21 protein-coding genes, 1 other RNA gene and 1 pseudogene are annotated in these 23,670 nt (G+C 73.6%); 17 read left to right on the top strand and 6 right to left on the bottom strand.

The annotated features are described in order from the left end of the window. Nucleotides 1-46: 46 nt before the first annotated feature. The 4 genes and pseudogenes from V2S66_RS17240 to V2S66_RS17225 all read left to right on the top strand — a co-directional run bounded on the left by V2S66_RS17240 (nt 47) and on the right by V2S66_RS17225 (nt 2,984). Nucleotides 47-919 (top strand): Nif3-like dinuclear metal center hexameric protein, encoded by an 873-nt coding sequence (locus V2S66_RS17240; RefSeq protein WP_330796383.1) that lies wholly within the window; start codon nt 47-49, stop codon nt 917-919. Next, nucleotides 916-1,659, top strand: coding sequence for a zinc ribbon domain-containing protein (locus V2S66_RS17235; RefSeq protein WP_330796481.1), 744 nt, complete (start codon nt 916-918; stop codon nt 1,657-1,659). Before V2S66_RS17240 ends, V2S66_RS17235 begins: the two co-directional genes overlap by 4 nt. Before the next feature lie 41 nt (nt 1,660-1,700). Further along, nucleotides 1,701-2,309, top strand: a pseudogene (locus V2S66_RS17230) (histidine phosphatase family protein); the annotation flags it as partial. Between the two features lie 114 nt (nt 2,310-2,423). After that, nucleotides 2,424-2,984 (top strand): hypothetical protein, encoded by a 561-nt coding sequence (locus V2S66_RS17225; protein ID WP_330796382.1) that lies wholly within the window; start codon nt 2,424-2,426, stop codon nt 2,982-2,984. A gap of 158 nt (nt 2,985-3,142) precedes the next feature. Here the strand turns inward: V2S66_RS17225 and V2S66_RS17220 are convergent, their stop codons facing one another. Then, the gene (locus V2S66_RS17220) at nt 3,143-4,672 is read right to left on the bottom strand and encodes an alpha/beta hydrolase (RefSeq protein ID WP_330796380.1); all 1,530 of its coding nucleotides are present in this window, start codon (nt 4,670-4,672) and stop codon (nt 3,143-3,145) included. Nucleotides 4,673-4,761: 89 nt separating this feature from the next. On the opposite strand from V2S66_RS17220, the gene V2S66_RS17215 reads away from it, so the two are divergent. Together V2S66_RS17215 and V2S66_RS17210 are read left to right on the top strand one after the other, a co-directional pair. Continuing rightward, the gene (locus V2S66_RS17215) at nt 4,762-5,694 is read left to right on the top strand and encodes a helix-turn-helix domain-containing protein (RefSeq protein ID WP_330796378.1); all 933 of its coding nucleotides are present in this window, start codon (nt 4,762-4,764) and stop codon (nt 5,692-5,694) included. Nucleotides 5,695-5,782: 88 nt separating this feature from the next. Next, complete coding sequence (locus tag V2S66_RS17210) at nt 5,783-6,208, top strand: PPOX class F420-dependent oxidoreductase (RefSeq protein ID WP_330796376.1); 426 nt, start codon at nt 5,783-5,785, stop codon at nt 6,206-6,208. A 54-nt stretch (nt 6,209-6,262) separates the two neighbouring features. On the opposite strand, the gene V2S66_RS17205 is transcribed toward V2S66_RS17210, so the two are convergent. The 3 genes from V2S66_RS17205 to V2S66_RS17195 form a co-directional block, all read right to left on the bottom strand. After that, nucleotides 6,263-6,799, bottom strand: coding sequence for an NUDIX hydrolase family protein (locus V2S66_RS17205; protein WP_330796374.1), 537 nt, complete (start codon nt 6,797-6,799; stop codon nt 6,263-6,265). A gap of 195 nt (nt 6,800-6,994) precedes the next feature. Continuing rightward, a complete protein-coding gene (locus tag V2S66_RS17200; RefSeq protein WP_330796372.1) occupies nt 6,995-8,002 on the bottom strand; it encodes an alcohol dehydrogenase catalytic domain-containing protein in 1,008 nt (335 codons plus the stop codon). A 929-nt stretch (nt 8,003-8,931) separates the two neighbouring features. Further along, nucleotides 8,932-10,449 carry a glycoside hydrolase family 3 protein gene (locus tag V2S66_RS17195; RefSeq protein WP_330796370.1) on the bottom strand — a complete coding sequence of 506 codons (1,518 nt, stop codon included), beginning with the start codon at nt 10,447-10,449 and terminating at the stop codon, nt 8,932-8,934. 466 nt (nt 10,450-10,915) lie between these two features. Between V2S66_RS17195 and V2S66_RS17190 the strand changes: the two genes are divergently transcribed. The 5 genes from V2S66_RS17190 to V2S66_RS17170 are packed head-to-tail and all read left to right on the top strand — an operon-like array spanning nt 10,916 to nt 16,282. After that, a complete protein-coding gene (locus tag V2S66_RS17190; protein WP_330796368.1) occupies nt 10,916-11,983 on the top strand; it encodes a phytanoyl-CoA dioxygenase family protein in 1,068 nt (355 codons plus the stop codon). Nucleotides 11,984-11,985: 2 nt separating this feature from the next. Next, the gene (locus V2S66_RS17185) at nt 11,986-13,311 is read left to right on the top strand and encodes a DUF6271 family protein (RefSeq protein WP_330796366.1); all 1,326 of its coding nucleotides are present in this window, start codon (nt 11,986-11,988) and stop codon (nt 13,309-13,311) included. Between the two features lie 5 nt (nt 13,312-13,316). Beyond that, nucleotides 13,317-14,498: a type III PLP-dependent enzyme gene (locus V2S66_RS17180; RefSeq protein ID WP_330796365.1), complete on the top strand. Its 1,182-nt coding sequence runs from the start codon at nt 13,317-13,319 to the stop codon at nt 14,496-14,498. Continuing rightward, entirely contained in the window at nt 14,499-15,074 is a 576-nt protein-coding gene (locus V2S66_RS17175; protein WP_330796362.1) for a GNAT family N-acetyltransferase, read from the top strand. It begins immediately after the preceding gene. Then, nucleotides 15,074-16,282, top strand: coding sequence for an MFS transporter (locus V2S66_RS17170; protein ID WP_330796360.1), 1,209 nt, complete (start codon nt 15,074-15,076; stop codon nt 16,280-16,282). The genes V2S66_RS17175 and V2S66_RS17170 overlap by 1 nt, the downstream gene beginning before the upstream one ends. Before the next feature lie 185 nt (nt 16,283-16,467). On the opposite strand, the gene yaaA is transcribed toward V2S66_RS17170, so the two are convergent. Then, complete coding sequence (gene yaaA / locus V2S66_RS17165) at nt 16,468-17,259, bottom strand: peroxide stress protein YaaA (RefSeq protein ID WP_330796358.1); 792 nt, start codon at nt 17,257-17,259, stop codon at nt 16,468-16,470. Nucleotides 17,260-17,427: 168 nt separating this feature from the next. Between yaaA and rnpB the strand changes: the two genes are divergently transcribed. After that, an RNA gene (rnpB, locus tag V2S66_RS17160) (RNase P RNA component class A) lies at nt 17,428-17,832 on the top strand. Nucleotides 17,833-18,458: 626 nt separating this feature from the next. On the opposite strand, the gene V2S66_RS17155 is transcribed toward rnpB, so the two are convergent. Beyond that, on the bottom strand, nt 18,459-19,436 hold the full coding sequence (locus V2S66_RS17155) for a transposase family protein (RefSeq protein ID WP_330796356.1): 978 nt from the start codon (nt 19,434-19,436) through the stop codon (nt 18,459-18,461). A gap of 322 nt (nt 19,437-19,758) precedes the next feature. Between V2S66_RS17155 and V2S66_RS17150 the strand changes: the two genes are divergently transcribed. From V2S66_RS17150 to V2S66_RS17130, 5 genes are all read left to right on the top strand, one after another. After that, nucleotides 19,759-21,003 (top strand): helix-turn-helix domain-containing protein, encoded by a 1,245-nt coding sequence (locus V2S66_RS17150; RefSeq protein ID WP_330796354.1) that lies wholly within the window; start codon nt 19,759-19,761, stop codon nt 21,001-21,003. Nucleotides 21,004-21,112: 109 nt separating this feature from the next. After that, nucleotides 21,113-21,688 carry a hypothetical protein gene (locus tag V2S66_RS17145; RefSeq protein ID WP_330796352.1) on the top strand — a complete coding sequence of 192 codons (576 nt, stop codon included), beginning with the start codon at nt 21,113-21,115 and terminating at the stop codon, nt 21,686-21,688. Continuing rightward, nucleotides 21,685-22,191, top strand: coding sequence for a hypothetical protein (locus tag V2S66_RS17140; protein WP_330796350.1), 507 nt, complete (start codon nt 21,685-21,687; stop codon nt 22,189-22,191). The genes V2S66_RS17145 and V2S66_RS17140 overlap by 4 nt, the downstream gene beginning before the upstream one ends. Then, nucleotides 22,178-22,612 (top strand): ATP-binding protein, encoded by a 435-nt coding sequence (locus V2S66_RS17135; RefSeq protein WP_330796348.1) that lies wholly within the window; start codon nt 22,178-22,180, stop codon nt 22,610-22,612. Before V2S66_RS17140 ends, V2S66_RS17135 begins: the two co-directional genes overlap by 14 nt. Further along, entirely contained in the window at nt 22,600-23,175 is a 576-nt protein-coding gene (locus tag V2S66_RS17130; protein ID WP_330796347.1) for a hypothetical protein, read from the top strand. Before V2S66_RS17135 ends, V2S66_RS17130 begins: the two co-directional genes overlap by 13 nt. Nucleotides 23,176-23,670: the final 495 nt, after the last annotated feature.

Genomic DNA, 23,670 nt, shown 5'->3' with positions numbered 1-23,670 from the left:
CGGCGGGCTCGACGGGGGCCCTCCGCGGCCAGGTAACCTTCCTTCCGTGCCCACTGTCCGCGACGTCGTCGCCGCCCTCGACGCCCTCTGGCCGCCGGAGCTCGCCGAGTCCTGGGACGCGGTCGGCCTGGTCTGCGGAGATCCGGCCGCCGAGGTCTCGCGGGTGCTCTTCGCCGTCGACCCGGTGCAGCAGGTCGTCGACGAGGCGGTCCGCATCGGAGCGGACCTGCTGGTCACCCACCACCCGCTCTACCTGCGCGGCACCACCACGGTCGCGCCGACCGGCCCGGCCGGCTTCAAGGGCCGGGTCGTGCACGACCTGATCCGGGCCGGCGCCGCCCTGCTCGTCGCGCACACCAACGCCGACCGCGCCGACCCGGGTGTCTCCGACGCCCTCGCCGCCGCCGTGGACCTGCGGGTCCTCGGGCCGCTGGTGCCCGACCCCGCCGACCCCGCGGGACGCCGCGGCCTCGGCCGGATCTGCGAGCCGCTGGTGCCGCTGACCCTCGCCGAGTTCGCCGCGCGGGCCGCGCACGGCCTGCCGCGCACCGCCGCCGGGCTGCGGATCGCCGGCGACCCCGACACCACCGTCCGTACCGTCGCGGTCTGCGGCGGATCGGGCGACAGCCTCTTCGACGAGGTCAGGGCGGCCGGGGTGGACGCCTATCTGACCGCGGACCTGCGGCACCACCCGGCCTCCGAGGCCCGCCAGGTCGGCGCGCCCGCGCTGGTCGACGCCGCGCACTGGGCCACCGAGTGGCCGTGGTGCGAACAGGCCGCCGGCCAGCTCGACGCGATCTCCGACCGGCACGGGTGGGCGCTGCGCACCCATGTCTCGCGTGCGGTCACCGACCCGTGGACGATCCACGCGCCCTCCACGTCCCCGTCTGTCCCTTCTTCTTCAGGAGCCCCCCGCTGAACGCCGAGCCCGCCGACCAGATCCGACTCCTCGAAGTCCAGGCCCTCGACTCGCGTATCGCGCAGCTGGACCACAAGCGCAAGAGCCTGCCCGAGCACGCCGAGCTGGAGCGGCTCGGCGCCGACCTCACCCAGCTGCGCGACCTGCTGGTCGCCGCCCGCACCGAGGACAGCGACACCGGGCGCGAGCAGACCAAGGCCGAGCAGGACGTCGACCAGGTGCGCCAGCGCGCCGTACGGGACCAGCAGCGGCTGGACTCCGGCGCCGTCACCTCGCCGAAGGACCTGGAGAACCTGCAGCGCGAGATCACCTCCCTCGCCAAGCGGCAGTCCGACCTGGAGGACGTCGTCCTGGAGGTCATGGAGCGCCGCGAGGCCGCGCAGCAGCGCGCCACCGAGCTGACCGGCCGGGTCGCGTCCCTGGAGACCAAGGTCGGCGAGGCCGAGCAGCGCAAGACGGCGGCGCTGAGCGGCATCGACGCCGAGGGTTTCACCGCCGCCAAGGAGCGCGAGGTGCTGGCCTCGGCCGTGCCCGACGACCTGCTCAAGCTCTACGACAAGCTGCGCGCGCAGCAGGGCGGCGTCGGCGCGGCCCGGCTCTACCAGAAGCGCTGCGAGGGCTGCCGGCTCGAACTGAACATCACCGAGCTGAACGACCTGCGCGCCGCCCCCGCCGGCACCGTGGTGCGCTGCGAGAACTGCCGCCGCATCCTGGTGCGCACGGCCGACTCGGGGCTGTGAGCACCCCGGGCCCCGCTCACCAGGCCCACCGGACCACGGTGCTGGTGCTGCTGCGGCACGCGGAGAGCACGCTCACCGCGCAGAAGCGATTCTCCGGCAGCGGCGCGAGCGAGGACCCGGAGCTGTCGGAACGCGGCCGCCGGCAGGCCGAGCAGGCCGCGCGCGAACTCGCCGCGCGCGGCGGCGTGCAGGCCGTGGTCAGCTCGCCGCTGGCCCGCTGCCGGCAGACCGCGCAGGCGGCGGCGGACCTGCTCGGTCTGGAAGTGGCGGTCGAACCCGCCCTGCGCGAGGCGGACTTCGGCGACTGGGAGGGGCTGGCCTTCGCCGAGGTACGGGAGCGGCACCCGGCCGAGCTGAACGCCTGGCTCGGCTCGGCGGCCGCCGCGCCCCCGGGCGGCGAGAGCTTCGCCGAGGTCGAGCGGCGGGTCACCGCCTACCGGGACGCGCTGCTGGCCGCGATGCCCGGCCGCACCGTCCTGCTGGTCTCCCACGTCACGCCGGTGAAGACGCTGGCCCGGCTGGCGCTCGGCGCGCCGGTCGAGTCGCTGTTCCGGATGGACCTGGCGCCGGCGTCACTCTCCGAGATCGCCCACTACGAGGACGGCAACGCCTCGCTGCGGTCCCTCAACACCACCTCCCACCTGCGCTGACGTCCCTGCGCTCGTCCCCCGGGTGGCGGTGCCCGCGACACCGGGTGATCCTCATGGGTGTGCGTCCTCGACAGGGCCCGCGCTCCCGCGCACGGCCCGCCCCGGAGGTGCCTCATGCCGACCGGAATCCCGCTGCGCCGCGTGCTGCCGGCGCTCGCCCTCGCCGTCGCCCTGCTGGTGCTCCCGGCCTGCGGCGGCTCCTCGTCCAGCAGCTCCGACGGCGCCGGCGCGCGGCCGATCGCCACCGCCAGCCCGACCACCAGCGCGCAGAAGCAGAAACTCGCCAAGACCCGGTTCGTGGCGAACGCGAGCCTGGCCGCGGGAGCCACGTACCAGTGGATCGTCAAGCCGTACCGCGCCGGGAAGTTCAAGAAGGGCGCGCACCGCCGGACCTTCGCCCTGGTCAAGGCGGGCCTCGCCGGCACCTTCGCCTACAACAGGCTCAAGGCCGCCTCGGAGAACGCCAAGGGCGATCCGACGCTCGCCAAGCTGATGGCGCCGGTGACCGCGGGCATCGCCTCGTTGAAGGACCTGCCGTCCAAGCTGCGCAAGGGAGACGACACCGGCGCGACGGTCGGCACCTTCGACTCCCTGGTCAACCAGGTCAAGAAGGCCGGCGGCGAAGCCGGCGCCGACGTCACGAACAAGGTGCCGGCCCTCAGCGACCTCAGCTGAGGCACTGACTCCTGCCCGTCCGACCGCCGGCCGCAGTGGGGGGCCGGGCGGCCGGGCGGGCAGGACCTCGCCGTCGCCCGGCCGCGCTCCGGACGTCGCCCGCGCGGGCCGTCAGCGGGAACCGCGCGTGCCGCCGGCGGCACGGCGGCCGGCGCGGGTCAGTCCGCCAGCCGTCCCAGCACCGTCCGCATCGCCCGGCGGACCGCCTCGCGGGCCGGCTGCGTGTGGTCGGCCGTCTCGAAGCCGTGCCGGCCGCCGGGCACGTCGATCACGGTGAGGTCGGCCCCGCACCGCGTGGCCTCGGCGGCGAACTCCGCGACGGTCGCGGCGATCTCGGGGCGTTCGCGCTCCACCCTGGTGAGCACGACCGGCAGCCGTCCCGCGCCGCGCACGGCCACCGCCGGGCGGAACCGGGAGTCGCCCCCGTGACCCCAGTTCGGCAGCGGCGCGAGCATCGGGTACGAGAGCGCGACGCAGCGCAGCCAGGGCGGGGGCGCCGCGAGCCAGTCCGCGGCGAGCAGGCCGCCCACGGAGAAGCACCACAGCGCGATCCGGTCGGCGTCGACCAGCGGGTCGGCCCGCACCAGGGCCACCGCCTCGGCGACGTCGTCGGCGGCCCGCCCGAAGTCGCCGACGCCGTACAGCCGGTGGTCCAGCGTGACGCCGATCGCGCCGAGGCTCGCCGCGTAGCGGCCGTAGCCGATGAAGGCCGGCCAGTCCCGCGGCGTCGGCCGCAGCTCCGGATGGACCGGGCCGCCGTGCACGAACACCACCGCGGGGCGCGGCTGTTCGGTGGCGGGCCGGTACACGTCGACGCGGCCCAGCCGCTCACGCGGCCGCTGCGCGGGCACGTCCAGCAGGAACTCCGCCAGGTGCGGCGGCGGTTGCCGCGCCGCGGCGGTCATGCGGTGACCCTCGCCCGCCGCGGCGCGCAGCAGCACCTCGGTCAGCCCGCCGGGCGAGGAGAGCATCGGCCAGTGGCCGGTGGCGAGTTCGAAGTAGGTCAGCCGGGGGTCCGCCAGCGGCCGAAAGCGCGGGTCGCCCATCCGGACCAGGGCTTCGACGGTGTCGATGCCGGGGCCGTTGCCGGTGCACAGCACCCCGGTCGCGGGCAGCCGCCCGCCCGCACCGGACAGCCGCAGCGGCTGGGTGAGCGTGCCGGGCGGCTGCGCGGTGGCCTCGTGCGTGAGCCGGGCCAGGGCCTCGGCCGGGACGCCCGCGGTGCTGCCGAGCCGCTGCCAGCCGTCCGGGGAGGGCGGCGCGGGCAGCGGCGCGCCGCCGCTCCCGGCCGCTCCGGGCAGCAGCGCGAGGGCGGTGTCGCCGTCCCCGGCCGGGGCGGTGTCGACGAGGACGAGCCGGGCCACCCGTGCGGGCCGCCGGTCCGCCGCCCCCGCCGCGACGCGCGCGCCGTAGCAGTGCCCCACCAGCACGATGTCCGCCGGGGCCGCCGGGGCCGCCGGGTCCGCCGCACCCCCGCCGTCGGCCGCCGCGGCGGCGTCGATCAGCGCCACCACCTCCTCGACGTGCGCCGCCAGGTCCGTCCCCGGACCGGCCGGCGCGGCGCCCGCACCCAGGCCGGTCAGCGTCACCGGCTCCGCTCGCGCCCCGGCCTCGCGCAGCCGGCCTGCGACGTCCTGCCACACCCAGCCCCCGGTGTGCATCCCCGGCACCAGGAGGTACGTCGTCATGTCGGTCCCCTTCCGCGGCACTTCGCCCACGCCCCTCGCGGGCGGCGCCGCCGGTACCGTAGGAACTCCCCCTGAGGGAGGTTCAAGCCGTGGCAGCCGGCCGTACGCCCCCGGACCGCACGTGGAGCATCGGAGAACTCGCCGAACTCGCGGGCGTGACCGTCAAGACCGTCCGCTTCTACTCCGACCGCGGCCTGCTCCCCGAAGGCCCCCGCAGCTCCGGCGGCCACCGGCGGTACGGCCCGGCGGCGCTGGAGCGGCTGCGCACCGTCCGCTCGCTGCGCGCGCTCGGCCTGCCGCTCCCCGACGTGCGCAGGGTCCTCGACGGCGACGGCACGCTGGAGGACGTCGTGGCGGGGCAGTTGCGGGACGTCGGCTCCCAACTCACCGCGCTGCGCTGGCGCGAGGCCGCGCTGCAGCTGCTCGCGGACTGCGGCCCGCGGGAACGCGCCGAGCGGCTGCGCCTGGTCGGCTCGCTGGCCACGCCGCCGGGCACGGCCGCGCTCGCGCGCTTCTGGCGGTACTGGCTGCCGCCGCGGATGCCCGCCCGGGTGGTGTCGCGCGTCCTCGAACTCACCGTCCCGCAACCGCCGTCCGACCCCACCCCCGCGCAGGTGCTGGCGTTCGCCCGGCTGCACGCCCTCGTCTCCGGCGCGTGCGACGGCGGTGAGCGACCCACGCCCGCGGCGCACCGCCCGGACGGCGGCCACCGGCCCGCGGTGCTCTACGAGGGCCTCGACGAGGCGTACGCGCTGGCCGCGCCGCACCTGCGCGCCGGGCGCGCACCGCGCGAGGGCGACGCGCTCGACTGCTTCGTGGCCGCGTACGCCCGCTCCCGCCGGCTGCCCGACACGCCTGCCTTCCGGGACGAGTTGAGCCGCGTTCTCGCGGCGGACCCCCGGATCGACCGCTACTGGCAGCTCGTCGCCGAACTCAGCGGCCCCGCCCACACCACCCCGGGCGCCGCCCACGACTGGCTCTGCGCCGCCCTCGCCGCCTCGGCCGCCCACCCGGCGTCCTGAGCCGCGCGCGCGGATCGTGCCGACGTGCCACCACCCGTTCGGCGTGGTGGAGTTGGTACGCTCGGGGCGTGACTGAAACGATCACGGCATGAGCGTGCTGCCCGGTGAACTGCGCGACCTGATCGCCTCCGGTCCGATGGCCCATCTCAGCACCGTCAACGCGGACGGCAGTCCCCAGGTCACCGTCATCTGGATCGGCCTGGACGGCGACGACCTGGTCAGCGGCCATATGTCGTACTACACGAAGCTGCGCAACATCGACCGCGACGCGCGGGTCGTGCTGTCGCTCGACGCGCCGCGGGTGCCCGGCCTGCTGATGAACGAATACGCCGTGCTGCGCGCGCGGGCCGCCGTGCAGCGCAGCGACCACGCCTGGGACCTGCTCAACGGCCTGACGAAGGTCTACGTCGGCCCCGACGTGGAGTTCCCCGCCCCGAAGGGGCCCGGCTTCGTGGTGCGCTACAGCATCGAGCAGGTCGGCGGCGTCGGCCCCTGGGCGCCGATCACCCGCTGAACGCCGTGCCGGCCGTGCGCGCCCCGGGCAGGGCGCGGGACGGCCGGCCGCGTCTCAGCTCAGGCAGCCCACGTGGGCGAGCGCCTGCTTCAGCAGGACGCCGTGGCCGCCGGGCATGTCCTGCTGGAGCTCCGGCGAGGACGCCTCCTGCGGGGTGAACCACACCAGGTCCAGGGCGTCCTGCCGGGGCCGGCAGTCGCCGGCCACCGGGACGACGTAGGCCAGCGACACCGCGTGCTGGCGCGGGTCGTGGTAGGGCGTGACGCCCTGCGTCGGGAAGTACTCGGCGATGGTGAAGGGCTGCGGTGAGGCCGGCACCCGGGGCAGCGCCACCGGGCCCAGGTCCTTCTCCAGGTGGCGCAGCAGCGCGTCCCGCACCCGTTCGTGGTGGAGCACCCGGCCCGAGACCAGGGTGCGGCTGACCGTCCCGTCCGGACCGATGCGCAGCAGCAGCCCGAGGTGGGTGACCTCCCCGTTGTCGTCGACCCGCACCGGCACGGCGTCGACGTACAGGATCGGCATGCGTGCGCGGGTCATCTCCAACTCGTCCGAGGAGAGCCAGCCGGGCGTGGTTTCGGTGATGTCGGCCATTGGCGCATGGTACGTGCCGCGCCGGGCGCCGTGCGGGGTCGTCGGCGCACCGTACGCGCCGCGTCACGCGGTGTGCGGACCGAGGAGGCCGGCGAGGCCGATCCGGGCCGGGAACGCGGTGCGGACGCGGTCGCGCATGCGGTCGCTGCGCGTGCCGGCCCTGGCGGGGCGCGGCGGGCGGGGGCGCGGAGGGCTTCAGCCGAAGGCGATCACGTCGCGGCCGCCGCCGCCCTTGCCGAAGGACCCGAGCGCGGCCGGCGCCTCGTCGAGGCCGATCGGGGTGACCTCCGGCAGGATGCCGTGGGCCGCCGAGAACGCCAGGGTGTCGCGCAGGTCGTGCGGCGAGCCGGACGGCGACGCCATGACGTGCAGCCGGTTCAGCACCATCGGCATGGTGGGCAGCGTCAGCGGGTCGGGGCCGTAGCCGCACAGCACGAGGGTGCCGTCGGGGGCCAGCCCGCCCAGGGCCGCCGCGGCGGCCGCGCTGGACGGCGCCGCGTTCAGGATGACGTCCGCGCCGCCGTCCCAGGACCTCAGCGCCTCGGCCGGGTCGGTCTCCTCGGTCGCCACGAACAGCTCCGCGCCGTACGCCTTCGCCCGCTCCTCGCCGCGCCGCGACCGGCCGAGCACCGCGACCCTGGCGCCCATCGCGGCCGCGTACCGGACGGCCAGGGTCCCGACACCGCCCGCGCCGATCACCGCCACCCGGGACCCGGCGGTCGCGCCGGCCCGGCGCAGACCGTTGAACGCGGTGATCCCGGCGCACATCAGCGGCGCCGCCGCCACCGGGTCGAGCCCGGCGGGCAGCGGGGTGACGAAACCCGCCTTGAAGACGGCGTACTCCGCGTAGCCGCCGTCGACGACGATGCCGGTGACGCGCTTGGCGGCGCACAGGATCTGGTCGCCGCGCACGCAGTGGTCGCAGTGCCCGCACGAGTCGTACAGGAACTGCGCGCCGACCGCCGTGCCGACCTCGGGGAAGGAGACGCCGTCGCCGGCCGCGACCACCACGCCGGTCACCTCGTGGCCGGGGATCACCGGGAAGCGGGCGAAGGGGTAGTGGCCGCGCACCAGGTTCAGGTCGGAGAAGCACACGCCGCAGGCGGTGATCCGCACCAGCACCTCGCCGGGGCCGGGCGCCGGCGTTTCGCGGTCGATCAGGGTCAGGGGTGCGTCCACCGCAGTGGCCAGCGCAGCACGCATGTCGTTCGCTCCTCGGTCGGGTGAGCGGCGAACCCCGCTCACCACCACCATCGGCGCCGCCCGGCCCCGGATGAAGAGGGACGTTCACCCTGGGGTCGGCAACCCCCGGGTGAGCGGCTCCCGCCCGGAGGGACGCGACGCATCGTCAAGGAAACCGGTGACTCGGTGCCAAGGCGGCTGTCAGTGCCGCTGGCTAGTGTCGGAGACATCCGCGGAGCCTCGGCCGGGCCGCCGCGTCAGCACTTTCGCGGGACGCGGCGCCGCTCGGGGCGTACGTCCGCCCGCAGGAGAAGAGGACACGATGAAGACGTCGCGAGACAACAACTGGCTCCCCGCCGCGAACCCCTCCGGACCCTCCGGACCCTCCGGACCCTCCGGACCGGCGGGCCCCGCGCGGACCTGACCGGACCGGGCGCGCCCCGCGGCACGCGCGAACGCAGCGTGCCGCGGAGCCCCCGGAGCCGCCCCGGACGAGCGCGCCCGCCGAGCCGGCGGCCCGGCCCGCGCCGACCGCGCGACCGGAACGCGCGCCCTGGGCCGGCTGCCGTGGCCGGGTCCGGGTGACCTCGGCTTCCTGGGCCGCTAACGGCCACCGTGGCCTGGCGGCCGATCTGCTACGCGGCCACCGCGGCCTGGCGGCCGACCTGCTGCGCGGCTGCCGTGGCCTGGCGGCCACCTCGGCTGCCTGCCGGCCACCGTGGCCGTGCACGGGCTGCTGCGGCGGGTGCAGGCCGGCTCCCGGCTCGGCCGCCGCTGCCGCAGCCCGGCAGCCTCAGCCGGGTGCCGGCTACGGCGGTTACGTCGCCGTCGCCACGGCCGGCCACCTGGGCCGCCTGCCGGCTGCCCGGCTCTGCTCCTGCCGCAGGCAACCGCGGCCGCAGGCCGCCTGCCTGCCCGCTACGGCGGCCCGCTCCCCGCCCGTCCGCCGGCTACGCCGGCCGCGCGCCGGCGAGGAGTTCCGCCGCGGCCACGCCGGACGCGGCGGTCGCACCGTGGGTGAAGATCCGGACCGCGCCGGTGCCGGGGTCGTCCGGCAGGCCCATCTCCACCACGATCGCGTCGGGGCGCGCGCCGGTGAGGTCCGCGAGGGCCTGGCCCATCCACTTGTTGCGCGCGGCGTCGCGGACCACGACGACCAGCGGGCGGGCCGCGGCCGGTGCGAGCGCCGACTCGGCCAGCACGTCGGGGCGGTCCGCGAGTTGCCGGTGGTGCACCCGCACGAAGGTGGTGCCGGGCAGCCGCTCGCGCAGCGGCGCCGCGACACCCCACGGGGTCTCCTTGCCGATGGCCAGGTTGGTCGACGGCACCAGCTCCACGACGTGCGGCGCGGCGGCCAGCGGCAGCACGCCGTCCGTAGGGCCGCTGAGCCGCACGGCGCGCCGGGCGGCGGCGTAGCCGATGTCGCCGCCGACCGGGTCGACCGGCACCGAACGGGCCAGCGCGGTCGACCAGTCGGCGAACTCCCGCACCCGCCGCGACGCCTCGGCCAGCCGCTCCTCGGTGAGGTCACCGGCGCGGACGGCGTCGGTGAGCGCGTCGGCGAGCCGGCCGGGCACGTCCTGCCCGGCGCTCTCCCCGCCGACGCACACCGCGTCGGCGCCCGCCGCGACGGCCCGCACGGTGGCTCCGCCGATCCCGTACCGCTGGGTGACCGCGCCCATCTCGATCGCGTCGGTGACGATGAGGCCGTCGAAGCCCAGCTCCTCGCGGAGCAGCCCGCCCAGGATGCGGCTGCTGAGGGTGGCCGGCACCTCGGGGTCGTACGCCGGCACCAGCAGGTGGCCGCTCATCACCGCGCGCACGCCCGCCGCCAGGGCGGCCCGGAACGGCGGCAGCGCCTGGGCGGCGATGGTCTCCAGGTCCGCGTCGTAGCTGGGCAGCCCGTGGTGGGAGTCGACGGCGACGTCGCCGTGCCCGGGGAAGTGCTTGGCGCAGGCGGCCACGCCGCCGGCCTGCAGGCCGCGCACCCAGGCGGCGGCGTGCCGTGCCACCCGGTCGGGCTCGACGCCGAAGGACCTGACGCCGATGATCGGGTTGTCCGGGTTGGAGTTGACGTCCACGCTGGGCGCGTAGTCGAGGGTCACTCCGGCGGCGTGCAGCTGGCGGGCGAGGTCCCGGGAGACCGACTCGGTCAGTTCGGTGTCGTCGACCGCGCCGAGCGCGAAGTTGCCCGGCCGGGTCGAGCCGGTGGCGGACTCGATGCGGGTGACGTCGCCCGCCTCCTCGTCGATCGCGACGATCAACGCCGGGTTCGCCGCGCGCAGTTGCGCGGTCAGCAGGGCGACCTGCTCGGGCGAGACGATGTTGCGGGAGAAGAGCACGACGGACGACAGGCCGTCGCCGATGGCCCGCAGCACCCAGTCCGGCGCCTGCGTGCCGACGAATCCCGGCTGCAGGACGGAGAGCGCGAGTCCTCGCAGCTCGTTGCTTTGCTTGCTGGCGGACATCGACGGGGCCTTTCCCTCAGGGCCGACGCGCTGATCGCACCCGGCGATCATTGGTACGGACCAGCGGATAGTGACCCAGTGAGTTCCGGGGTGTCAAGACAGGATGGCACCTGCTCCGTCACGCAACCCGCCGACCCCGTTGCGTATCTTCCCCCGATGCGCCGTTATTGACGAGAAGTCACCCGCGGTAGGTGGCGGATCGCGTACCGCGACCAATGGCGCGCCTGTGCGCGGCGTGGTCGCTGGCGCACGTCAACTCGCCGTTTGACAGGGCGAGTTGGTCTAGTCCACGTTAGGGACACGCGAGTTGAGCGAGCGACGGCTGTGGCTGGTGCTGCGGCATTGACGCCCGTCGCCGTGCGTGTTCTCTCGCGTCCCGACGACTGCGTGCCCTGCGTGACGCGCCCTGCCGGCACCGTGGTGGCATCGGCTCGAAAGCTGATCCGGAAATCTTGGAGTGACTGCTTTGTTGGCTCCTGACCGCCCTTACCGGGCGTCGTCCGAACTCCCGTACTTCAGCGCGGACGGCGAGACCTATATCGCCAGGAACCCGCTGCGGAGCCTGCGCAAGACACGAAAGCTGCGGGTGCTGTCGGAAGAGGACTTCGCCTTCTGGCAGGAATACGGCTACGTCGTCGTCGAACAGGCGATCCCCGCATTGGCCGCGGAAGAACTGCTCGACTTCGCCTGGGAGTTCCAGGGGCTCGATCCGCACCGGCCGGAAACCTGGTACGAGGAACGGGAGTTCCGTACCGACCTGGACCGCGAACTCCACATCTACGGCTTCGTCGAGGCGTACCACCACCAGCTCATGTGGGACAGCCGGCAGACCCGGAGGGTCTACGACGCCTTCGTCGACGTCTGGGACTGCGAGGAGCTGTGGGTCACCCTCGACCGGCTCAACCTCAACCCGCCGAACGTCGGGAACCGCGACCGCGCGCTCATCGCCCCCACCGAGCGCGGCTTCGACATCCGGCTGCACTGGGACATCGACAGCACCCTCGACGAACTCCCGCAGCGCGTCCAGGGCATCATCGCCCTCAACGACACCAAGCCCGACCAGGGCGGCTTCCAGTGCTCGCCCGAGCTCTTCCACCGGTTCGACCGGTGGAAGGCGCAGGCGCCGGCCGACCGCGACCCGATACGCCCCCGCGTCGACCCGGAGGAGTTCCCCGTGGTGCGGCCCGACCTCAGGGCGGGCGACCTGCTGATCTGGAACGGCGCCCTGGCGCACGGCGTCGCGCCCAACGTCTCGCTGGACGGGGTGCGGGCCGCGCAGTACCTGTCGATGATGCCCGCGCTGGAGTCCCACCGCGAACTGCGGCGCTCCCGCGTCGAGTCGTGGCGCACGCTGAGCACCCCCGAGTGGAACGCGACGCTCGTCGGCGACGCCCGGCGGCACGAGTCGCTGCGCTACGGCCCCGCCACGCTCACCGACCTCGGCGCGAAGCTGCTGGGCTCGCGGTCCTGGCACGAGCAGGACGCCCAGCCCACCGACGGCGCCAGCCCCTCCGACCAGGCGCCCGGAGCGTAGCGATGCGCCGAATCTGCCTCGCCCTGCCCACCAACCGCCCCTGCACTCCGGCGATCTCCGCCACCCACCGCGAAGCCCTGTACGCCGCACAGCACTTCGGCGTCGAGGTGCACCTGCTGATCCTCGACTCCAGCGACGCGTTCGCGTACCGGCAGCACGCGGCGGCCGTCCGTGAGCTGCCGGCCGCGCCGGGAGTCACCACGCACCACCTCGACGAGGCCGCGCAGCGGGAGTTCCTGTACGAGGTCATCGACCGGTCGGGGGCGGACAAGCCCGGACTGATGCTGGACCTCATGCTGCCCTCGGCGCTCTCCTACGGCGCCTGCACCAACCGCGCCTTCCTGTTCGCGGCGGCGCTCGGCTGCGCGTCCGTGCACCGACGGGACTCCGACAGCACCTACCAGGCCGCCGCGCCCGGCGGCGAGCCGGTCTTCCCGGTCCACCACGAACTGCGCACGCTCGGCAGCACCGCGGGCGAGGCCGCCGCCGCCGTCTCAGCGCTCGACCTGGACGCCCGGCACACCGGCAAACCCGTCTCGATGGTGGGCAGTTCGTTCATCGGTGAGATGTCGGTGGACATCGAGGAGATGTACCGGCTCGACCCCGAGACCTACTACGAGGTGGTGGGTCTGTGGGCGCCGTTCGACTGGCCGGCCGCCCGCAAGCGCGAGTTCGCCGGCGACTCCTTCCGCGGCGCGGGCCAGGAGCCGTTCACCGCCGACCACTCGACGCTGACGCTGGTCGATCCCATGCGGGTCGACATGTGCAACATCGCCTTCCACGGCGTGCACGAGTCGGTGCCGCTGCCGCCGGCCACCGACACCATCGGCAGCGACTACTTCCTGATCCACCTGGTGCACGACGCGACCCTGCCCGCCGTGCTGCACAACCGGAACATCGTCAACCACTACACCCCCGAGCGCCGGACCGACCCGGGGTTCATGGCCTACCACCTGCGGTTCGCGAAGTTCTTCCTGTCGATGCACTACCTGAACTTCGTCTACGAGCGGATGGAGCGGGCGGGGGAGTCGCTGCTCGACGACCGCCACCGGGTGCGGGGCGGCGCGATCGTCGACCTGCTCTGGGAGAGCAGCCGGCTCGACCCCGCGCAGAACGTGCGGCGGCTGGACGTCCTCGACCGCGCCTACCGCCGGCTCGGCGGCCGGTACGCCGAGTTCGCCGACCGGCTCGCCGCCGGCCGGGAACGGCTGATCGACGAGGCCCGGCGGGACGTCGAGGACTTCGCGCTGCTCACCGAGGCATGGCCGGCGCTGATCGACGCGGCCGGGACCACCAGCCCCGGCCGCTCCCGGCAGCGGCCTGCCTGACGCCGATGACGCACCCCGCCCCCCTGCACGCCGCCCTCGCGGCGCTCGACGAGGACCGGATCGTCTTCGACCTCACCGGCATCGAGGACCGCTACGCCTCCCTGCTGGAGGAACTGCCGGGCGTCTCGCTGCGGTTCGCCCTCAAAGCCTGCCCGGTGGACGAGGTGCTCGACTGCCTCGCCGCCCGAGGCAGCGGAGTCGACGCGGCGAGCCCGCAAGAGATCCGGCAGGCCATCCGCGCCGGCGTCCCGCCCGAGCGCGTCCACTACGGCAACACCGTCAAGTCCGACACGGACATCGCCGAGGCGTACCGGCTCGGTATCAGGGACTTCGCCACCGACAGCCTGGAGGACGTCACCGCGCTCGCCCGGCACGCCCCGGGCGCACGGGTGTTCTGCCGGCTGGCGACCGACGGTGAAGGCGCCCTGTGGGGGCTGAGCGGGAAGTTCGGCTGCTCCCCGGCCGACGCGCTCGCCGTCCTCGACCGGGCGGCGGCCGGCGGCCTGGAACCGGCCGGCCTGTCGGTGCACGTCGGGTCGCAGCAGATGACCGCCGAGGCATGGCTGCGCGCCTTCGAGCAGCTCTGCGACGTCATCGCCGAACTGGCCCTGCGCGGAACCTCGTTGCGCTACGTCAACCTCGGCGGCGGCCTGCCCGCGCTCGGCTACCTCGACCGGCGCGGCGAGCCGCTCGACCCGCCCCTCGACAAGGTGTTCGCGGTCATCCGCGAGGGCATGCAGCACTGCCAGGACGCCGCCGGGCACCGGCTGGACTTCGTCATGGAGCCGGGCCGGTACCTCGTCGCCGACCACGGCGCCGTCCGGGCGCACGTCTCGCGGCTGTCCCTGCGCCACGGCGCGGACGGCGCGCCGCAGCGGTGGCTCTACCTCAGCTGCGGCCGGTTCAACGGCCTGTACGAGATGGACGCGCTCCAGTACCGGCTGGTCTTCCCCGGCCACGAGGGCGGCCCGACGGTGCCGGCCCGGGTCGCCGGGCCCACCTGCGACAGCGACGACGCCTACTCCGGCGGCCACCGGCTGGTCGAGGTGCCCGCCGCGCTCGCCTCCGGCGACCCGGTCTGGGTGTTATCCGGCGGCGCGTACGCCGTCAGTTACATGACGCAGGGGTTCAACGGCTTCCCGCCGCTGCCCTGGAGTTGCGTGCGCGCGCCGCGAGGCGGGGCGTAGATGGACCGCGAGATGCGCATCCGGCCGGTGGCCGACGCCGACTGGGACGGCATCGTCACCCTGGAGGCCGGGGCCTACACCCCCCTCGGGCTGTGCGAGGGGCGCGCCGCGCTCGTAGCCAAGGTCCGGGCGTCGCCGGCCACCTGCTTCGTGCTCGACGCGGGGCGCCGGCCGGCCGGCTACCTGCTGGCGCTGCCCTACCCGGAGTCCGCGTACCCGGAGCTGGCCGACCGCGACGAGTCCGTCCTCGACTCGCCCAACCTGCACCTGCACGACCTCGTCGTGGCCGAGGAGCTGCGCGGCCGCGGCCTCGGCAGGCGGCTGCTCGGCCGGCTGACCGCGGACGCCCGCGCGCGGGGGTACGAGCGGATCTCGCTCGTCGCGGTCGGCGGCAGCCACACCTTCTGGTCGGCCAACGGCTTCACCGCGCACGACGGAATCGCCGACCCCCGTTCCTACGGGGCGGGTTCGGTGTACATGTCGATGCCCCTGCCGCCGTGGCGGACCGGGCGGCAGGACCGGCTCGGCGCCCCGCCGAGCGCACCACCAACACGAGACGAAGTGGGACCAGTCTGATGCTGCGCGTGCACGATCCCTTCCGCCGAGGGCAGTTGGCGACCGCCGCCCTGTTCTGCTCGCTGGGCTTCCAGTACGCCACCTGGGCCTCGCGGCTGCCCGCGATCACGTCCCATCTCGGCCTGAGCGCCGCGCAGGTCGGCCTGCTGCTGATGGCCACCGGCATCGGCGCGGTGGCGGCATTCCCGCTGGTGGCGATCCTCATGAGGAGGCTGGGGTCGCGGCGGCTGGCCCTCGTCACGGCGGTCGGCCTGGCGCTGCTGCTGCTCGCCATGTCCGACCTGCCGGACTACCCGGTCGCGCTGCTCGTCATGCTCTGCGACGGCGCGCTCGTCGCCGGACTGAACGTCGCGATGAACGCGCAGGGCGCCGCCCTCGAAGCCGTCCACGGGCGCAACGCGATGGCCAGGCTGCACGCCACCTTCAGCGGCGGTTCGCTGGTTGCCGCCCTGCTGGCGTCCGGCATGAACACCCTGACGTCCACCGTCCTCGTCCACTTCGCGGTCGCCGCCGCCCTGCTCCTGCTGCTGGCCGGCTACGCGCGGGACGGGCTGCTCACCGAGGAGCAGCAGGTCCCGCGGAAGGAGACGGCGGCGGGCGCCGAGACGGCGGCGGGCGCGGCGGAGGGACCGGGCGCCGCGAAGAGCCGGGGCCGCTGGACCATGCCGACCCGTGTCACGCTGTGGCTGGGCGCCGCCATGGTCTTCGGCACCGTGACCGAGGGCGCCATGAACGACTGGTCGGCGCTGTACATGAAGGACGTCGCCAAGGCGTCGGCGGAACTCGCGCCGATGGGCATCGCCGTCGTCTCGGTGATGATGGTGCTCGCCCGCGTCTTCGCCGACGGCTGGCGCGGCCGCTGGGGCGACGGCCGCATCGTCCGCGTCGGCAGCGCCGTGGCCGGCGCGGGCCTCGCGCTGGCCCTGCTCAGCGGCGGCGTCGTCCCCGCGCTGATCGGCTTCGCCTGCGTCGGCCTGGGCATCGCCGCCGTCACGCCCTGCGTCTACGTGGCCGCCGCGAAGAACGGCTCCGACGCGCTGACCGTCGTCGCCACCATGGGCACCACCGGCCTGCTCGCCGGGCCGCCGCTGATCGGCTTCATCGCCAACGGCAGCGGGCTGGTCTGGGGGCTCGCGGCGGTCGCCGGCTGCGCGGTCCTCGTCTCCGTGTGCAGCACGCAGATCCGCTGGACCCCGGCCGAGGCGTAGCGGACACGGGCGCGCGGACACCGGCGCACGAACACCGGCGCGCGGGCGCCGGAGACGGGGGCGGCGCCGCGGGCAGCGCCGGGCTCAGCGCGTGACGTCCGTCCGCTGCGCGTCGACGGAGGCGCCCGCGCCCGACCCGCGACGCCGCCGCCTGCCCCGCGGGCCCGGCTCCGTGCAGGCCCGGCTCAGTGCAGGTCGTGCACCAGGACGTCGAGCCGCCCGGCGCCCGCGCCCGGCGGGCTCTCGACGGTGAAGCCGAGGTCGCGGAGGGCGGCGGCGAGCGCCGCGGGGGTGCGGGGGTGGGCGCCGGCGGTGAGCAGGGCGCGGACCAGGCGCCCCTTGGTGGCTTTGTTGAAGTGGCTGACCACGGTGCGCCGTTCGACGCCGTCCACCACGGACACCTGGAGCACCCGCACGGTCGCGGTGCGGGCGGCCAGCTCGCCGCGGGGCTTCCACGCCGCCGCGTACGCCGAGGACCGCAGGTCGAGCACCAGCCCGCCGCCCGCCACTTCCGGCAGCACCGCGTCGAGCCACGGCTTCCAGTACGCGGCGAGGCCGCCGGCCCCCGGCAGCCGTACGCCCATCGAGCAGCGGTACGCCGGGATGCGGTCGCCGAGGCGTACCGCGCCCCACAGCCCGGAGAAGACCAGCAGCGAGGACTGCGCGCGGCGGCGGGCCGCCGGGTCGAGGGTGGCCAGGCCCAGCGCCTCGTAGAGGACGCCGGTGTAGAGGCGGCCGGCGGGCAGCGCGGGCGCGGTGCGCAGGGCCGCGTTCCTGGCGACCTCCCCGCGCAGCCCGGGGCTCAGCCCCAGCACCTCGGCGGCCTTCTCCTCGTCCGCGGCGCACAGCGCCGTCAGCTCGTCCAGCACGGCCGCGCGCGGCTCGGTCAGTCCGGGCAGCGACAGCGCGCCGAGATCGCCGGGCCGTCCCCGCCCACCAGCGGCTTTGCCCTCGGACGGCGGAAGCAGGACGAGCACGGCGGTATCTCCCTCGGACGGACCAGCGAACCCGCAGCAGCCTACGTCCCCGCCGTACGCCCGCCGCCACCACCGGGAGCGGGTCCGCCTGGTCGCCCCGAGGCCGGGGGCGCGAAGGCGCTGTTCGCGCCCGCCCAGCGCGACCACTACGATGGGCGGCACGGCAGACGAGCCGGGCGGACGGCCGCGTCGGACCCCCTTGGGGCCCGCCGAGGAACGTCCGGGCTCCACAGGGCAGGGTGGTGGCTAACGGCCACCCGGGGTGACCCGCGGGACAGTGCCACAGAAAACAGACCGCCGGGCGCCGCGAGGCGCCCGGTAAGGGTGAAACGGTGGTGTAAGAGACCACCAGCGTCCGGGGTGACCCGGACGGCTTGGTAAACCCCACCTGGAGCAAGGTCAAGAGGGCGCCGTAGCGATACGGCCCCGCGCGGACGTTCGAGGGCTGCCCGCCCGAGTCCGCGGGTAGACCGCACGAGGCTGCCGGCAACGGCAGCCCTAGATGGATGGCCGTCGCCCCGACGACCGCGAGGTCCCGGGGCACAGAACCCGGCGTACAGCCCGACTCGTCTGCCCTTACCTGCGGTGTTTCCCCGGAAAGGGCCTCTGACCTGCATCGGATGCCCTTTCCGCTCTGTCCGCCGATTGCCGCTCTAGGCAGCGGAAAGTCCCTCGAAAGTCCCTCGGACAGACCTGAAAGTCCCTGAAAAGTCCCTGGAGCGGAAGGGCGAGCGACGCCTCGGCCGCCCAGGGGGTTCGCTTCACGAGTACTGGCGCTGCTGTCGACACGGGAGGAGCGAGGTTTGGCCGGAGCGGCCAACAGCGCACTCGTAATCCGTAGGTCTCGGGTTCGAATCCCGAAGACGGCTCCGAAAGGCCCAGGACAGGCATCATCTGACCTGGGCCTTTGTGGTTTCAAGATCAATCCGTGTGTGCTGAGCAACTCTGTCGGGGCGTTCTCACCGCTGCCGCTGGACAACCGGTGGACAGGCGTGCAGCGAGCGGGCAGAGCGGTAGACAAGCGCAGGACTGCGGACAGGCGACGAGACGATGAGGCCGGGGTCTCATTCGTTGCCAAGGACCACCAGCCCCTCGAGAGTAGGTTGGAAGGTTCCCACAGGGCCGATGATCTGCAGGCCCTTACGAGCTCGTGCATGGTTGTCGGCGGGACGTGCTGGGGTGACGTCGCGGCTTGTTGATCATGTTGTGCGGCGGGTCAGGAGTGCGGGTCCGGTGGTTTGGTCTGCTGACTGTTGATCGGACAGGAGGACGGCGACGGCTTGGACGGTGTCGGACAGGTGGTGGCGGTGGCCGTGGTGTCGGGCGAGTGCTTTCCAGTTCTTGAGGTGGGCGATGCCGTGCTCGACGGGGATGCGGCGTGAGGAGTGGGCGAAGCGGGCCTGTTCGTGGTGGGCCATCAGCCATTGCAGGTGTTCGAGGTGTTTGCCGCGGCGTTTTCGCGGCGGGGTGACGACCTGGCCGTAGGTCTGTGCGGCCAGTCCCTGGTAGTCGGCGTCGGCGAGTATCTCCAGGTCGATGGTGTCGGCGACCGAGCCGACCTCGCCGCAGAAGAGGATCCGGCCTCGGGCGTCGGTGACGACCAGGGCTTTCATCGCGTTCATCCGGCTCTTGCCGGAGATGAACCTTGCCCGTCCGGGCTGATGTGCTGCGGGTCTTCGGACCTGGATCTCGGTGGCGTCGATGATCCCGGTCGGTCCGGTCGCGCCGAGATAGGCGCCCACATCGGCCAGCGTGCGGAGCCTGGGACCGGGTGCGGCGCGGCAGCCGCGGTCGGACAGGAGCGGACGGATCTCCCCGATTGCCCGGGTGATGGTCGACCGATACACGCGAAGCCAGCGGGCCAGCACATCGTGGGTGACACCGTGCCGCAGATGGACCAGCGTCGCGAGCAGCCGATCGACGAACACCAGCTTGTACTTCGCACCAGCTCCGACCGCCCGCAGACGGCGACGGCCACACAGCTCCGCATCGCGCCGGGCCTGCAAGACCGGACCCAACTCCGCCACCAGATCAGCGATCACGCCCGGCGACAGGCTCGTGATCCGCCGCTCCGACACAATCAACCCACGTGATCCGACCCCCACCACAACAAGTCCAACGAACCATGCTGACCACGGCCACGGCCAACCATGCACGAGCTCGTAAGGGCTGATCACGCCTTCATCGTCCCCCGCTGCTGCATCCTCCAGCCGCTCCGCGAGCGCACCGCGCAGTTCGATATCAGCGCGGCGGTTCCCCTACCGCAACGACTCAACAGCGCGGTGAAGCAGCTCAGCCAGTGCCTCAGCGGACTCGCTGCGATACGTCATGTCTCCAGAGTTCCAGACCAACCAGGCTCCGCGAGGTCGTTAAGGAAAAAGCTGAGTAACCGTCAGTCCGTCGGCCGGAATGCAGAACTGCGCCCCCGTGACGAAGGACCACGGGGGCGCAGTTCGGAGTAGCGTTCTGAGTGTCTAGGTCAGAACGGAAGGCTCCAGTATGCCTCTTAGCAGTGATGAGCACATCGGTACTCGCGTACGGATCGCACGCAATGCGGCCGGACTGACGCAAGTTGAACTCGCTGACTTCCTCTCTCGCACAGAGAGCTGGCTGGCCAACGTCGAGTCGGGTCGCCAGCCGCTCGACCGTTATTCGATCATCACGGGTATCGCGGAGCGCTGCGACGTCGATGTGGTGTGGCTGCTCGGGCAGCCTTACCGGTTGCAGCGCAGCGGCGGAAACCTGGCCCACGCCCACATTCCAGCGCTGCGCACCGGGATGCGTCGAGCCGGCCTGATCCTGTCCGGACACCCGGGGCTGAACCCGCAGGGCCGACCGGTGGACATGGCAGAGATGGGCCGCCAGTCCGAGAAGGCCAACGCGGCCCGGCAGGCGGCGAACCTGCCGCTGGTGGCTACGCTGCTCCCGGCAATGATCGAGGACCTGAACACCGCGCTCCTCACGTCGCAGGGATCAGAGCGGGAGGAGGCGCTGCGGCTGATGGTCGACGCCGCCCGCACCGCCCGGATGTGCCTCAACCAGCTGGGGTATCCGGACTTCGCATGGTTCGCCGCAGAGGTTGCCGCCGCTGCCGCGACGAAGCTGGGCGATCCGGTCGTCAAGGCCGCGGTGGCTTGGGATCGGTGTGGGGCTCTGCTGCACCAGGCGTCAATGCGTGAGACCGTGGCCGTGGCAGAGGCCGCGCTGCGGGACCTAGAGCCGTACGCGGTAGGCCAGCACGCGGATATGGCAGCGGTGTCGCTGCGGGGAGCACTGCACCTGCGTGCTGCCATCGCTTACGCCCGCGGTAACCAGGCCGTCGATGCGTGGGCGCGGATCGACGCCGCCCTCGACGATGCAGAGCAGCTCGGCCCGGGGTGGTACGACGTCCGTCAGCAGACGGTGTTCGGGCGGGGCACGGTCGCTGTGCACGCTGCGGAGGCCGGCGTGGAGGTCGATGAGCCGGATAGCGGGCTGAGGCGCGTGCCGCGGGTGAACATCAGCGAGGTGCCCAGCAAGGAGCGCCGTACGCACTACGCGATCGACGAGGCGCGCTCGCTGCACCGGCTGGGCCGCAGCCCCGCCGCGGTGCTGAAACTGCGCAGTGCGGCGGCGGCCGCTCCGTACTACGTGTACGCCGACCCAATGGCGCGCGCTCTGGTCTCGGATCTGGCGCGTATCGGTGTGCCGTCGCAGGCCACCGTGCTTTCGCACCTGATCAGGAACATGGAACTGGTCTCCTGACCACCCCTGCGAGAACAACCCCTAGAAAATTTAGGGGGCATGACCCGGTCTGGTCGAAATCCTCAAGGTGTCACTGTTCGTACGTGAGTGATCACCAGGGGGATTTGGCGTGGAGCCGGTCGATACCCGCAGGGCTGACTTAGCAGCCCGTGCCTACGCGAGCGTTCTGGGCTGGCCGCTGGTGGTGGGATACCGCCACCGTCCCCGCCAGGGATGCACCTGCGGGGACCCTACGTGTCCGACGCCGGGCGCGCATCCCGCGCCCGGCCCGCTGCGCTATCCCGGACCTACGGAGTTCGCCCGTCAGCTGGAGGACGCCCCCGGCGCCGCGCTGATCGCGCCCACGGTCTACTTCGACGCTCTGATCGTCTCCAAGCGCATCGGCATGTCCTTGATGGTCGAACTGGACCACATCGCGCCGGTGCCGTGCCTGTTCGACGGCGGGCGCGCCGTCCTCCTGCTGCTCCCGGCCACCGGTCGGTACGCCCTGTCGCCCCGCATGCCGGCGGAGGTGCGCAGCGGCCCGGATCAGTGGATCGCGCTGCCTCCCAGCCACGGCGTGCACTGGGACACCCATCCGTGGGTCGACCGGACCACTTCCCCCGTCGAGCTGCTGCATGGACGGGACGTCAGCTGGCACCTCGACTACGCGTACAAATGCGAACTTGAGGAGGCCAGGAAATGACCGGGCACACCCCCGCAGAGCAGGGGCGGCACATAGCGTCCGGGGACTGGCTCCTGTCGGCCGCGCCCGTGCGGTTGGAGGCCATCGCGCAGTGGCGCGATGCGGGCTCGGCCTGGCTGGTGCCGGGCATCTTGTTCGCTGCCGTAACGATTGCGGCTGGCCGAGTCCATGAGGCGGCCGGCGTCGGCAGGCACGGTAATGGCCGCGTGCTGCTCCCCGAAGTCCTCGATGGGCCGGTGTTCCACCAAGAGAGAGTGTTTGGCCGTCAGGCCGCTTACACGGTGCTGCTGCCGGGTTCGGCTGCCCGTAGGTGGCGGGTGCCGGGCACGGTGGTGCACCCGCCGGCCGCGCAGCTGCTCGTGCCCGCCCCGGACCGGGTGCAGCCGGTCACCGACGGTCCGTGGTGGGTGGTCCCGTTCGAGGGTCCTGGCCTGCTGTGCACGCCCGCCGTCCTGGCTGGTTTCCTCTCCGGCGCCCACACCCCGGGGGGTGAAGGTGCGTAGCCTGCGTGCGCTGACCGAGCCTGCCCGACTGGTCGATCAGCCCGTGGTCGCGGCGAACTACGAGCGGGTGCCGTCCGCTTGCCCGGCGGCGCGCACCCTGGTCGCCGGCGCCCTGCGTGCCTGGGGGCTGGCGGACTTGACCGATGCCGACCTGGTGCTCAGCGAGCTGGTGTCCAACGCCATCAGGCACGCCGAGGGCGACGGTATGCGGGTCACCGCGCTGCGGCTGTCCGGCCGGAGGGTACGCATCGGGGTCATTGACCGGGGGCGGGGCCGCCCCACCGTGCAAGCCCTCACGGCCGACGGGGAGTCCGGGCGCGGCATGTGGCTGGTGGCGTCGCTGTCGGCCGCGTGGGGCGTGCAGGTGTTGCCCGGCGGCAAGTGCGTGTGGTCGGAGATGGAGGGCCCGTGGCGGGCATGAGCTGGCTGCCGGTGGAAGATCCGGTGGAACTGCTGCGCGTCGATGCCACGTGGAGCGCGGTGTCGCTGCCCACGTCCTGGGCTGAATACGCGCTGAAGCTGGTCGGTGCCCACGCCGGTCCGGTGTTCGAGGACCCGCATCTGTCCCACCACGTGTGGATCCTCGCGCCGCGCGCGGTCAACCACTGGCCGGACCTGTCGGAGATCGGCGTCACGGTTCACGGCCCCGGTGGCCGCCTGCTGGTGCCCGGGGAGGACGGCTGCCACGACGGGACGCGCTGGCTACGGCCCCCTGCGAACCGGCCACTGACCGACCCGGAGCTGCTGCGCGCCGCGGTGGAGCAGGTTGTCGGCCCGCTGGAGGACGCTGCGGCCGCCGGTCCGGTAGTGCTGTGCGCACACTGCGGCACTCCGATGCGCGAGGGCCACCGGCTGTCGTGGTTCGTTGGAGCTTCCGGCCCCTATCGCGCGACGTACGCGTGCACGCGCTGCTGGATCGCGGAGATCGCCGGCGACAGTCCCCGCCGCCACCTGCACGCCGTGCGCCAGTGGGGGCGGGCATGAGCGAGCGCACCGCACAACTGCTGTACATGACTGTACTGGCACTGCTGGTCGTGGCCTTGGGCTACGGCATCGCCCACCAGTAGACCTCCACCCCGGCCAGGCACCTTGCCGTGCCTCGCCGTGACCCGTGGCACGGCGGGCCGGGGTGGTCCCCAGGCTCGGCCGCTGTTGGAAGCCCCGGCGGCGGAGCCACCCGGCCCGGCCGCCGACGGAAGCCCGGCGGCCGGGCCATCAGGCCAGGCCGCCGATGGACGCCCGGCGGCCTGGCCGCCCCACCACAGCGAAGGAGCAGCCCGATGTTCCGCAGTCCGTGGGTGATCGGCGACTGCTGGCGGTGTGAGGCCACGGGCCTTGCCGTGATGTGGCTGGGCCCTGTGCACACCGATGCCGGCACGGGCGCGTTCCACGCCTGCGAGGAGTGCATCGCGCGCTTGGAAGCGCTGACGCTCGCCGAGCTGCGCGGCACCAGCCACCCCCAAGACTCCCGCCCCGGGT

The sequence above is a fragment of the Actinacidiphila polyblastidii genome (assembly GCF_036353415.1).
Taxonomy (GTDB): Bacteria; Actinomycetota; Actinomycetes; order Streptomycetales; family Streptomycetaceae; genus Actinacidiphila; species Actinacidiphila polyblastidii.
Note: the sequence above shows the minus strand (reverse complement) of the source record. Positions and strands in the feature narration are given on the sequence as shown.

Excerpts from the sequence above, each read along its gene's own strand:
- V2S66_RS17225 (WP_330796382.1), top strand. The coding sequence starts at position 2,424 with ATGCCGACCGGAATCCCGCTGCGCCGCGTGCTGCCGGCGCTCGCCCTC.
- V2S66_RS17220 (WP_330796380.1), bottom strand. The coding sequence starts at position 4,672 with ATGACGACGTACCTCCTGGTGCCGGGGATGCACACCGGGGGCTGGGTG.
- V2S66_RS17210 (WP_330796376.1), top strand. The coding sequence starts at position 5,783 with ATGAGCGTGCTGCCCGGTGAACTGCGCGACCTGATCGCCTCCGGTCCG.
- V2S66_RS17205 (WP_330796374.1), bottom strand. The coding sequence starts at position 6,799 with ATGGCCGACATCACCGAAACCACGCCCGGCTGGCTCTCCTCGGACGAG.
- V2S66_RS17200 (WP_330796372.1), bottom strand. The coding sequence starts at position 8,002 with ATGCGTGCTGCGCTGGCCACTGCGGTGGACGCACCCCTGACCCTGATC.
- V2S66_RS17195 (WP_330796370.1), bottom strand. The coding sequence starts at position 10,449 with ATGTCCGCCAGCAAGCAAAGCAACGAGCTGCGAGGACTCGCGCTCTCC.
- V2S66_RS17185 (WP_330796366.1), top strand. The coding sequence starts at position 11,986 with ATGCGCCGAATCTGCCTCGCCCTGCCCACCAACCGCCCCTGCACTCCG.
- V2S66_RS17180 (WP_330796365.1), top strand. The coding sequence starts at position 13,317 with ATGACGCACCCCGCCCCCCTGCACGCCGCCCTCGCGGCGCTCGACGAG.
- V2S66_RS17175 (WP_330796362.1), top strand. The coding sequence starts at position 14,499 with ATGGACCGCGAGATGCGCATCCGGCCGGTGGCCGACGCCGACTGGGAC.
- V2S66_RS17170 (WP_330796360.1), top strand. The coding sequence starts at position 15,074 with ATGCTGCGCGTGCACGATCCCTTCCGCCGAGGGCAGTTGGCGACCGCC.
- V2S66_RS17150 (WP_330796354.1), top strand. The coding sequence starts at position 19,759 with ATGCCTCTTAGCAGTGATGAGCACATCGGTACTCGCGTACGGATCGCA.
- V2S66_RS17140 (WP_330796350.1), top strand. The coding sequence starts at position 21,685 with ATGACCGGGCACACCCCCGCAGAGCAGGGGCGGCACATAGCGTCCGGG.